This is a genomic window from Dellaglioa sp. CoH-56-MRSF-12, assembly GCF_056782075.1.
Window position 1 is genome coordinate 189656 of sequence record NZ_JBXAYD010000003.1, and the last position, 12633, is coordinate 202288.

General features: G+C 34.9%; 9 protein-coding genes and 1 tRNA gene. 2 read left to right on the plus strand and 8 right to left on the minus strand.

Features of this window, described 5'->3' with window-relative positions; genetic code table 11:
• Positions 1–2 precede the first annotated feature (2 nt).
• The gene (locus AC1RPY_RS04580; RefSeq protein ID WP_481761556.1) at positions 3–1238 is read left to right on the plus strand and encodes an aminopeptidase; all 1236 of its coding nucleotides are present in this window, start codon (positions 3–5) and stop codon (positions 1236–1238) included.
• A 144-nt stretch (positions 1239–1382) separates the two neighbouring features.
• On the opposite strand, the gene AC1RPY_RS04585 is transcribed toward AC1RPY_RS04580, so the two are convergent.
• A complete protein-coding gene (locus tag AC1RPY_RS04585; RefSeq protein WP_481761557.1) occupies positions 1383–3122 on the minus strand; it encodes a DUF6541 family protein in 1740 nt (579 codons plus the stop codon).
• A 229-nt stretch (positions 3123–3351) separates the two neighbouring features.
• Here AC1RPY_RS04585 and AC1RPY_RS04590 point away from each other — a divergent pair.
• Positions 3352–3425, plus strand: a tRNA-Arg gene (locus AC1RPY_RS04590).
• 101 nt (positions 3426–3526) lie between these two features.
• Here AC1RPY_RS04590 and AC1RPY_RS04595 read toward each other — a convergent pair.
• The 7 genes from AC1RPY_RS04595 to AC1RPY_RS04625 form a co-directional block, all read right to left on the minus strand.
• Positions 3527–3811 carry a hypothetical protein gene (locus AC1RPY_RS04595; protein ID WP_481761558.1) on the minus strand — a complete coding sequence of 95 codons (285 nt, stop codon included), beginning with the start codon at positions 3809–3811 and terminating at the stop codon, positions 3527–3529.
• A 241-nt stretch (positions 3812–4052) separates the two neighbouring features.
• Positions 4053–5483, minus strand: coding sequence for a 6-phospho-beta-glucosidase (locus AC1RPY_RS04600; RefSeq protein ID WP_481761559.1), 1431 nt, complete (start codon positions 5481–5483; stop codon positions 4053–4055).
• A gap of 1 nt (position 5484) precedes the next feature.
• Entirely contained in the window at positions 5485–7452 is a 1968-nt protein-coding gene (locus tag AC1RPY_RS04605) for a beta-glucoside-specific PTS transporter subunit IIABC (RefSeq protein ID WP_481761560.1), read from the minus strand.
• Positions 7453–7586: 134 nt separating this feature from the next.
• On the minus strand, positions 7587–8432 hold the full coding sequence (locus AC1RPY_RS04610) for a PRD domain-containing protein (protein WP_481761561.1): 846 nt from the start codon (positions 8430–8432) through the stop codon (positions 7587–7589).
• 152 nt (positions 8433–8584) lie between these two features.
• Positions 8585–10024, minus strand: a complete 1440-nt coding sequence (locus tag AC1RPY_RS04615) for a glycoside hydrolase family 1 protein (protein WP_481761562.1) — start codon at positions 10022–10024, stop codon at positions 8585–8587.
• Between the two features lie 14 nt (positions 10025–10038).
• Positions 10039–11196: a GNAT family N-acetyltransferase gene (locus AC1RPY_RS04620; protein ID WP_481761563.1), complete on the minus strand. Its 1158-nt coding sequence runs from the start codon at positions 11194–11196 to the stop codon at positions 10039–10041.
• Between the two features lie 130 nt (positions 11197–11326).
• A complete protein-coding gene (locus AC1RPY_RS04625) occupies positions 11327–12607 on the minus strand; it encodes a DEAD/DEAH box helicase (RefSeq protein ID WP_481761564.1) in 1281 nt (426 codons plus the stop codon).
• Positions 12608–12633: the final 26 nt, after the last annotated feature.

Consider the following 12633-nt stretch of genomic DNA (forward strand, 5'->3'; position numbering starts at 1 on the left):
CTATGTCAAAAATAAATTTTGAAGATCAACTTAAAAAATATGCTGAATTAATCGTCAAAGTCGGTGTTAACGTCTCAAAAGGCCAAACAATCGTCCTACAAATTTCCGTAACCCAACAAAAATTAGCTCATTTAATCGTCAATGAAGCTTATGCTGCTGGCGCAAGTGAAGTTATCGTTAAATGGGCAGATAGTCATGTCTCGAAATCATTCCTTGAATTTGCTCCACTAGACCGTTTAGTCGACGTTCCTGGTTATGCAACCTCAGAAGTTGAAGATTGGGTTGCTAAAAAAGCATCTCGCATCTCAGTCATGTCAGATGATCCTGATGCCTTTGCTGGTATCCCTTCTGAAAAGATTGCCTCACGCCAAAAAGCTATGGGTCAAGCTCTACGTCCATTACGTAAAGCAACTCAAAATAATGACGTTAGTTGGACTGTAGTCGCTGCCGCAGATACTGCTTGGGCTGAACTCGTTTTTCCTGAATTAAAAGGCGAACTTGCTGTTTCACGACTTTGGGAAGAAATTTTTAAAACAACACGTATTGATCATGAAGATCCAATTGAAGCATGGCATCAACATGATTTAACATTGCGCACAAAAGCTGAAGAATTAAATAAAGAACAATTTTCTGCTTTACATTATGTTGCCCCAGGGACAGATATCGTCATCGGTCTCCCTAAAAATCATTTGTGGGAAGGCGCCGGTTCATTTGATGCACAAGGTCATGAATTCATGGCTAACATGCCTACCGAAGAAGTTTTCACCGCACCTGATTCTAGACGTATTGATGGTTACATTTCTTCAACAAAACCATTAAGCTACGCAGGAACTACTTTGAGTGGTATGAAATTTACTTTTGAAGCAGGTAAGGTTGTTAAAGCAACTGCTGAACAAGGTGAAGAAGTTTTACAGCACTTACTAGAGACTGATGATGGCGCAAAATCATTGGGTGAAGTTGCTTTAGTTCCAGACCCTTCTCCAATTTCACAATCAGGAATAACGTTCTTTAATACATTATTCGATGAAAATGCCAGTGACCATTTAGCGCTTGGCTCCGCTTATCCCTTCTCTATTAAGGATGGTACTAAAATGAACGATACTGAATTAGCCGCTGCTGGTTTAAATTTAAGCCAAACGCACGTTGACTTCATGGTCGGCTCATCTGACATGTCAATTGATGGGCTTCGTGAGGATGGCAGTACAGTACCCGTTTTCCGTAATGGGGATTGGGCATAAATGATCACATAAAAAGGTATAAACTAGCATTTCTGTTAGTTTATACCTTTTTCACTACTACTTATTTTATTGATTAGGTTTTTGTAACCCAAATTCAGAAAGTATATCTTAATATAGTATATTAAAATCATATGTTTGTTTATATTAAATGTCATTTTTATAATCCCTATAAGTAAAGGTAATAAAAGCTAAGCTACTAATCACCCACGCTGCAATAACCATCATTAGTCGAGGTTTAGTAATGATTTTTGAATGATAACTAAGCGTTACTCTATTGATACCTTTTTTTGTTGCTTTAATCGTTGGACTACCTATATTTGATAAGGTAATCTTTTTTATATTAAGCTTAGTTCCATTTAGTGTAACTTTTGAATTGTTATAAACAATAATAGGTAAGGACATTGTTTCTCCTATTTTTGTTGCAGTCCATCTAAGCGATAAATCACCCTTATCTGTCACTCTTTTTATAATATTTGACTTATTCATTATAATTTCATTTTTATATTCATTGTAAGGATCCTTGCTTAATTCTTGATTATTAGGTAAATAATCTGGAGTTGATTTTTGTGCTACCTCTAACCCTTTTTTTAAATCACGATTAGTAAAAGCATTTCTTATTTGGACAGTACTTAAAGAATCTGGGGTTGTAACATGTCCTTTAGCTATAATTGACTCATTTGAATTCCAAATTTCATTTTTAGTCTGAATATCACTATACGATTGCCCTAAAATAAAAATACTTCCGACAATTAAAAACAATGAACAATTTTTCTTTGCATTCGGCGAAGGTAACGTAGAAATTGTAGCACTGAACCCCGCTACTAATAGAATCGTAGTAAAACTATCAAATCGATAAGGAAACTGTAAAAAACTTTGTAACTGTGGAATTAATATAGATATCCTAGTCCACGGAAATAAATTTGTAGTTAGAGCAAGAAAAATAGCTCCTATTATAGTAACAATCTTATTAGCTAGAGATAATTCTTTTCTTTTTGAAAACAACCAAACAATTTGTAACACAAAAATGATACTCATAACCAATCCAAACTGTGTACCACTATAGTTACCAGTTGAAAGGTTCATGGTTGAACCAGACATGTTTGAATTGGCAAATGGTGAATATATTTTATTATTTGAGAAAACATCCAACATAGCTCCCCAAACATTAAAGGTCAGAACTAACGCCAGTAAACTGGCTAGAAAACATTTTAATAAAAGTTGTAATTTCTGGTTAGTTTGAATAAAGCCAATGAAAAAGAATACAACTAAAACGCCAATTGACATTAAGGCGCTTAAGACGTGAATTTGGATTAGCACTGAAACTGCTAATGCTAAAGGTAGTACTTTTAAATCCTTAGCATTATTTTTAATCATTTTAAGCCCAAGAATGACAATCAAAGGCATCAACATAACGCCCCATATCATAAAATTCTGATAGATTGACCATCGAGTGATATAGAAACTACCCATAAAAAGACTAGCAGCTAAGACTGAATTTTTTTTAGTCGCTTTCAATTCTCTAGATAGAAAATACATTGAAAATCCACTAATAAAGAAAATTATGAATGACGTGACAATTTCAAATTTAATCCAACTATGCACGATACCTAGTAATCCACCTAAAAGGTAAGTAAACCCTGGTCCATATAAGGCATTAACAATTCGACCACTTTGTTGAAAACCGTAATTAGATTGAAAATAATTAAAGTTACCTGTTTTAAGCTGCATATAATCATCATAGATACGGTTAAAATGGAATAGAGAATCAGCACCAACTACTAAACTATTATTAAGTATCTGCGGAACTGTCAGAAAAAAACTTAATATAAAAATAACGCAAAATACCGTTCCATATTTTTTTAAAGATTCAAACTTATTTATCAAGCTATTTACTCCCAAATAAAATTATTTAATGGTTTAATTATAACAATAGAAAATTGTGCTGTCACTCAAGAAATATAATATTGCTAGAACTAAAAGATCAATATCTATGAAACTACTGACACCTTAGCCATGTTGTAAATGAAAATTATGACTATGAATTTAAAAATCTACAATAGTAATAATTGACTTATTTATTTTTGCCATTTACAATGAAGTAATCAGCCTTTTTGTCTCTGTAGCTCAGCTGGATAGAGCAACCGCCTCCTAAGCGGTAGGTCATCAGTTCGACTCTGATCAGGGACATCTTAAATAAATTTTCCGCCTTATAGGTTACAAGACTTCGGTATACTGCCGAGCTTTTGTAACCTATTTTTTATATATTTAACTTGTAAGTGCTATTTATTTTATCCTTGAAATTGTAGCAGTAGAAGAATTACTATTATATAAATTGTATTAATGAATGCAATTAATATAAATAACAACATACCACATAGACGATAACCAATATTTTTCTGAAAAAAGGGTAGTCTTTCAATATAAGTTCCAATGCCAATCATACCCGTCCCCACTAACCACATGCCAATCGTTAAATTCACAACTATTAACCATGGTTCAATTAAACACAACACGATACTAACAATTCCTACCCATTTCATTTCATTATTTACAGGTTTAAACCTTTTTCTCATCGGAAAGACCTTCTTCCACGTTATATATATTTGTTTAACAATTTTTTTAAGGTCTAAAACACATCATTTTATCCAATCTTTTCTAAACTATCTTTAAGATTTCGATAATTGTACACCTAATATTATTTTTCCACTAAGCAATAAGACTTTCGCAAATAAAAAAATACTGTTTAAGCAAACAATCATTGCTTAAACAGTATTTTAAATCGCATCGAAATTTTATATCTTCAATTTTTCCAGTTTATAATTCGACACCATTTGTTTTAATAACATTTTGATACCAATAGAACGAATCTTTTTTCAATCGATTTAGCGTCCCGTTACCTTCGTTATCTCGATCTACGTAAATGTAACCATAGCGTTTCGCCATTTCGCCTGAGCCTGCGCTAATTAAATCGATACAGCCCCATGATGTGTAACCTAGACAAGAAACCCCGTCTGCAATCGCCTCACCCATTGCTTCAATATTTTCACTTAGATAAGAAATGCGATAATCATCATGAATTTTATTGCCTTCTTCCACAACATCTTTTGCACCTAATCCATTTTCAACAACAAATAATGGTTTCTGATAACGATCATAAATTTGATTCATCGTTGTTCTCAAACCAAGGCCATCTGTTTGCCAGCCCCATTCGCTTGTCTTTAAGTAAGGATTTTTTAAGCTATCAAAGACATTTGCTGCTGTTTTATCAGTCATCTCAGGATCAGCGCTTGCTAATCTTGATGAATAATAGCTAAATGAAATGAAATCAACTGTATTTTCTAATAAATCTTTTTCGTCGGTATCTGCCATTTTAATTTCTATACCCATATCTTTAAATAATCTTGCCGAATAACTTGGGTAGTAGCCACGTGACTGAACATCAATAAAGAAGTATCCTTCCCGATCCTTTGTCATTGCTTCAAATACATCTTTTGGATTAGGTGTATTGGGATAGGTAACCCCAGCCGCTAACATACACCCTATCTTAAAATCAGGATTAATTTCGTGTGCTAATTTTGTCGCAAGCGCAGAGGCAACTAATTGATGATGTGCCGCTTGATATTTGATTTGGTCAGGATTATCAATCCCTTCCAAATCTAATCCACCGCCCAATAACGGAATGTGTAAAATCATATTAATTTCGTTAAATGTTAACCAATACTTAACCTTATCCTTATAACGCATAAATAAGACGCGTGAAAAGTTTAAGTAATTATCAATCATTCGACGGTCAGCCCAACCATTCATTTTTTTCAACATCCCTAACGGCGTATCGAAATGGTTAATTGTTACTAACGGTTCCATCCCTAATTCGTTACAAAGATCGATAACTTTATCATAGAATTCTAGCCCTTTTTCGTTTGGTTCTTTTTCATCACCTTGTGGAAATATCCGTGGCCAACTAATTGACATTCTGAAGGTTTTGAAACCCATTTCTGCCATTAATCGTAAATCTTCTTCATAATGATGATAAAAATCAACAGATTCATGACTAGGATAAAAATCTTCTTTCATCTGCATCGCTTCTTTTACATTAAATAAATAATCCCAGCGACCATGGTGTGCGTCTGGTAATATATCTACTAATGACAGGCCCTTACCATCAACATCATAGGCCCCTTCAAATTGATTAGCGGCCGTTGCGCCACCCCATAAAAAGTTATCTGGAAAATTTGATTTTGTCATCTTATTGACCTCCTGAATTAATTTCTAAATCTAATAAATCAGTACCAACAATTATTTCTGACTGGTCTTTAGCAAGTGGTTTAATTTTTTTATATTTTGGTGTGTTCGTCACGATAATTGGCGTAATAATTTCATATCCTGCCTGTTTAATACCTTCAATATCGAATTTAAGTAATAAATCGCCTTTTTTTACGACGGTATCAATTTCTGTTTGAATTTCAAAATACTTACCTTCTAATTCAACTGTATCCATTCCGATATGCATTAAAATTTCGGCGCCATCGTCTGTCACCATACCAACTGCGTGTCCTGTTGGAAAAACTAATGTTATTTTACCATCAGCAGGTGCGTATAATTGACCAACTTCAGGTAGAATTGCGATACCGTCACCCATAATACCAGAACTAAAGACAGGGTCTTTAACCTCTGATAAAGGTAATACTTCGCCTTTAAGTGGGCTACCAAGGATTTCTCCACTCATTTCTACTTCTACAGGTACTACTGACGTTGTTACTTTTGTTTCAGCAACAGCAACGGGTACTTCTTGATCTTCCTTTGTTAAACCGAACATAAGTGTTAAGACATATGCCAATACGAATGAAACAACGATTGCTATCAGCACAGCGTAGAATGACATATCAATTCCTGTCTTAGGATTCAAGTAACTTGGAATAGAGAAAATGCCTAATCCACCAACCATGTATCCTTTTGTCCCAAATACACCAAGAACCATGCCACCAATAGCGGCTGAAATACATGTAATAATAAATGGTTTTTTACGAGGTAACGTAATTCCGTAAATAGCGGGTTCCGTAACACCAAAGATTCCTGAAATAAATGAAGAATAGCCAAGACCTTTTAGTTTTTTATTTTTTGTTTTAATTGTAATTGCCAATACTGACCCAATTTGAGCGAACGTTGTCCCTAGCATAAGTGCTAAAATTGGATCTGAGCCTGTTGTTGAAATGTTAAGTAAGGCAAGTGGAACAAGTCCCCAATGTAACCCGAAGATAACAAGTACTTGCCATAAGCCACCAAGAACTGCGCCAGCGGCAATTGGACTAAATGTGTATACAGCTGTAAATCCGGTTGCCACAATATCACTAGCCCAAGTTGTTATGGGACCTATAAAGATAAATGTAATAGGCACAACAACAAGTGCTGTTAACATTGGCACTAAGAATGTTCGTACAACTTCTGGTATCACTTTTTTGAAGAATGGTTCCACTTTTGATGCAAACCAAATTGATACAATAATAGGTACAACTGATGATGCGTAACTCATCATGATTACTGGAATCCCCAAGAATGTCATATAGATTGGTGATTCAAAAATTGTTCCTGCAAATAAAGTGTACAGCACTTTTCCACCTGAAGCGGCTAGTGTTGCTGGCAATTGTGCCACAATAGTTGGGTAAACTAAGGATGCACCAATAACCATTGCCAACAATGGATTAACGTGGAATTTTTTACTAGCACTGTAAGCTAAGATAATCGGGAAGAAATAAAAGAAAGAATCTCCTAATGCATTTAAAATAATATACGTTCCAGATGTCGGTGCCACCCAGCTAAATGCGACTAGTAATGAAACTATTCCTTTGATCATCCCTGTTGCAGCTAAAACACCTAGAGCTGGTGCAAAGATACCTGAAATCATATCAATAAAGGCATCAAGCGGTTTCATTTTTTCGCCATCATTATCTGGCACAATGCCATCACCATCAAGTCCGCTACCTTTAACTAATGCATCATAAACTTCCGGAACTTGATTTCCAACAACCACTTGGTACTGGCCGCCACTTTTAACAACGGTCACTACGCCGTCCATATTTTTCAACATATCGGTATTGGCCTTAGATTCATCTTTTAATTTAAATCTTAGTCGGGTTGTACAATGGACTACGCTATTAACGTTAGCTTCGCCACCTACATTTTTTAAAATATCTTTAGCTAATTTTTCGTAACTCATCACAATCACTCCTTTATATTTTTTATAAATTAAAACCCAGTTATCCATTTCAACTCAAAAAATACGAGTTTGCATGGATAACTGGGTTTATGCTTGCTTATAAATGGCAATAACACACCTAATTATCAATTTATTTAATTTTCTGTTTGCCGATGGGTTACTCGCCAGATATGTAAAACTAGATAAACTTGTTCGTCTGCTTGTAAATCCCAATCGGCCCGTTCTCGAATATACTGCACGATTTTTTCCACTGTTTCGTACACTTGTGGATACCGACTAATCATCATGGCGAGCAACTCAGGGTCAAGTTCTGCACGATCAATCTCAGTATTATGAAAATGCCTAATGAATAAATAGCGTAAATGTGAGACAAATCGACTATAATTAAATGATTTTTCGTCGAGAATAATACCAGTATCTAATTGAATAATATTAACAATTCCCGAAATGAGTTCTGTCAGCTTCATCGATTCTTGAACAGCATGTCCGCCTTCTTTGACGTTAATCAAATGATAGGTTAATAAAATCAATTCATTATTTTGAACCGTAATGTCAAATTTTGATTCGATTTCTTTAATACCAACCTTTGCAGCTTGGAATTCACTTGGAAATAATTTTTTCATTTCCCAATGAACAGATCGGTCATTTAAAAACATTTCTTCACGATTTTTTTGTAATGAATATTGAAAATGGTCCACTAAAATCAAAAATTGAACATCATCAAATGTCACATCAATTAATGGCTCTACTACTCCAACAAAAGTTGTCGTAACTTCCAAAGTTTCTGCATCAAATCCTGAAATTAATTTCATTGTATCTGAATCTTCTTCAGCTTTAAACCGTCGGTCAATCTGGTCCTTATCGATATTATCTCCAGCATGATAACCGAATCCAATACCGTTACCAATGACCACCCACTCAACATTGTCGGATGATTCAACTAAAGCTGCATTATTATTAAAATTTTTTACGAACTTCACATCAAACCGACCCCTTCCCATAAAAAATGACCTACAAATACAGATATTTTCATATCTACATCAATAGGTCATGCCTGATCGAATCAGTAACACTCATTTCATATTTATTGTATCATTTATTGTAAGCGTTATCAATAGCTATTTAAATTACTTTATAACTTACTACCATTTTCTTTAATGACCTTTTGATACCAATAGAATGAATCTTTCTTATATCGTTTTAATTCTTTCGCACTTTCTTCATCACGATCAATATAAACAAAGCCATAGCGCTTTTGATAGCCATTTGACCAGCTCAATAAATCAGTGAAACTCCAAGTTGTATACCCAATGACTTTTACACCGTCTGAAATGGCTTCTTGAATGGCTTTAATATGTTCATTGATAAAGTAAATTCGGTAATCATCATGAATTGTATTGCCTTCTTCTAATTTATCATAAGCACCAAGACCGTTTTCAGTAATAAGAACAGGTAAGTCGTAACGACTATCAATTCTTCTCAGAGCAATTCTTAGCCCTTCAGGATCAATATTCCAATCCCAATCAGTTTGTTTTAAAAATTCATTATTAGTAGTCTTAAACATGCCTGGAACGCCACTTTCGGAGCTAGTCCCCTTTTTACCTGTATTATTTTCAGCAGCAAGTCCAACACCACCAACTAACGGATTAGCCGCAATTGTTTGGGTTTGATAATAATTTAAACCCATAAAATCTGGTTTTCCAGCAATTAAAAGAGCTTGATCTGCTTCTGTAACAGTAGGTGCAGTTCCACGTTCAGTTAACCATTTATAAATCATTTTTGGATAACGTCCATAAACATAAATATCCATCCAAAAATGAGCAGCATAATCTTCATAGTTAGTAGCCGCAACTTGGTTTTTAGGATCTCCATTAACTGCATAACCCGGGCTATAGGCAAAGCTAGGCCCAATTTCACCTTGATAATGACCTTCATGAAATGCCTTAATTGCTGAAGCATTTGCTAAATTAGCAATGTGATTTGCAGCATACATTCTTTTTTCATCATTTACTGCAGGCGGATGACTCTCCATTTGATAGCCATGAGAAATAAATACGTTTTGTTCATTTAATGATACCCAATATTTAACACGATCACTGAATGCATCAAAACAAGTTTTCGCATAATCCGTAAAATCAGTAATAATTTCACGAGATTCCCAACCAGCATATTCATCTTGTAATGCTTGTGGTAAATCCCAATGATAAAGTGTCACAACAGGTTCAATATTATTCGCAATTAACTCATCGATTAATCGATTATAAAAATCTATCCCCTTTTGATTAACTTTACCTTTTCCTTCTGGATAAATACGTGTCCAAGCAATTGAAAAACGGTAAGCTTTCAATCCTTGCTCCTTCATTAAGGCGACATCTTCTTTAAAACGGTGATAATGATCGACGGCTACATCACCATTTGTACCCTTAAATGTTTTCCCAGGAATTCTTACAAATTTATCCCAAACTGATAATCCTTTACCATCTTCTTGATACGCACCTTCAATTTGGTAAGCAGCTGAGGAAGCCCCCCATAAAAAATCAGTTGGAAATTGACTCATTTTTTCATATTCCATTATCTATTCTCTCCTTAAAAATAATCACTTAATATCGGTTGTTCTTTAATTAATGCGCCATCGAATAACGTCACGTCGCCTGATACAAATCCATATTGTTTTAATTGTTTAAATGTTCGATACCCCATCATACTTCGTGTTAAATTTTGAATATCCGTTGTAAACGTAGTTGCTGAATTTTCAGTCTTTTCAACTTTTGTTTGTCCGTCTATTCGGCTAATTTGCCAATAGCCTTCATTAGCCTGAATAGTCGAATCTTGAACTTGAATCACAATTTGTGGAAAATCTTGCTGGTAAGGGTATCTGCTGAGAAAGTCTTCAACATTTACAATTCTTGCCATCATGTAAGGTTGCGTTGTCACTTCAACTTGAGGATTTGCCAGTACATCTGGAAATGGCTGTCCAATTGGACTCTCATAACTAAACCATTCGTATGCTGATTGATGCTTAAGCACAAAATTTTGTAATTGGAGCCAACTCTCACTTGTTTGATATATCCATTCAACGATTTTAAATTCATCAGTTTCTCTTTGATAAACAAGATAGCCTTCTGACTCATTTTTTTCATTATAATAGACCGCTACTTCCCAGTTAGGGTGTTTCTCCGCCGAATAAGTTAACCACCAATCTGGCCGTTCAATACCACCTTGTTGAGAGAGCTGATTCTGTTGGTATAATTTATTTAATTCCTCTTTTACATCCAAATAACGGTGACGTTCAACGTGACCTATGGCCTTAACTTTTAATCGTGGTAAATCCTTCGTATTCATCCGATATATCGTTTGATCAAATGTTGCTTCGTAACCGAATTTACGATAGAACGGATACGAAAATGGCGCTAAATACGATAATGTCGTTCCATTATCATACATCTCATCCAGAGCTAAATTCATTAATTGTCCAATACTACCCTGACCAGCAAATTCTGGATAACTTGCAACATAGCCAATACCACCCATTTTAAATTGAGTCCCGTGAAAATGAGTCGTAAATGGTGTATTAATCACACCGCTGACAACTTTCCCAGATTCAACTGAGCCCCAATCTGATGAATGCTCATAAAGTTTGCGAAAAAAGCTCTTTCTCTGTGCTGATACTTTTTTATTAAAGGCATAAATTGATAAATCAAAGTAACTTCCAAAATGAGTTTCATCTAACTTCATATTTGTCATGGATCTACTCAACTCCTTCTTCTGTACGAATTAACCTCTTTAAATATAGCACGGTTACCCTATTCGTGCAATCGCTTACAAAATTAGTCAATAAAAAAATCATCCAATTATTATTGGATGATCCTTCTCATTAATCAAAATGTTCTGCTTTTGGTTTGCGTCTTTTACCTTTATTTTTTTGATTTCTCAAACGAACTTTACGATGTGGTTTCTTTACTGGTTCATCAGATTGCTTTTGACCATCAACTGTTTTGGCTTTCACTTCAACTGGTTTAAGTTTCTTAGCTTTTGGTTCAGCCACACGTTCTGGTCTTTCTGTTACAATCGCACCATCATATAAGTAACCTTTTTCAATTTCAAATGGTGTATTTTTTAAATCTTGTTTTAAGGTACGTAGATCATGTTCATTTCCAAGATTAATAACCATCCCTTCAGCACCCATCCGGCCTGTCCGGCCGACACGATGAATATATGACGTCGTATCTTTAGGCATATCATAATTTACGACTGCGGGTAACATTGGAATGTCCAAACCTCGAGCGGCAACATCCGTCGTTAGTAATAATTTAATTTCATGCTTATGAAGTTGTGATAAAGCATTAGCACGATTAACTTGGCGTTGCTCGCTATCTAAGACAGCGACTGGTACATGATCATATTTTAATTTTTGAGCCATATCTTGTAACGATGATAGTTGGTTAAAGAAAACTAGTGCATAAAAATCTTCAACATTTGCTAAACGACGCAACGTTGATTGACGTTTACGCGTTGGTGTTTCAATTGAATAATGGTGAACGATACCTTGTGTTTGATCAACTTCACGAACATCATAAGTTGTCACATTAGCACCAAACCATTTTTTCAAATCATCTAATATTGCCGTTTCCGTCGCAGAAAAGAAACTTAATTGAATGCCTGCAGGTGCCTGGCTGATTAAATCACGACAAGTTGTTAGTGTTTCATCCGTTAATAAATCATCCGCTTCATCAATGACAACTGATTTAACTTTATGTAATTTAATTTTTTTATCTTCAGCTAAATTCAATAAGCGACCTGGTGTTCCGACAATAATCTCAGGTTTTTTCTTTAAATTTTCAATTTGGCGTTTCATATTAGCACCACCAATAATAGCTTGAACTTTTAAATCAAGTTCTTTAGCCCAAGGACGAATGACACCTGCTAATTGCATAGCTAATTCTTGTGAAGGTGCAATAATCAATAGTTGAATGCCATCTTTAGGTATTAATCTTTCGAGTAAAGGTAAGCTGAACGCTAATGTTTTACCAGAACCGGTTGGTGCTAATCCAAGGATATTTTCACCTGATTTTAGAGGTTCATAAACGGCTTCTTGGATGGGTGATTGTGTTTCAAAACCTTGTTCTTTAAAATATGCATCAAATTTTGGATTCATTTTAGTCTCTTTCTTTTAACTTCATA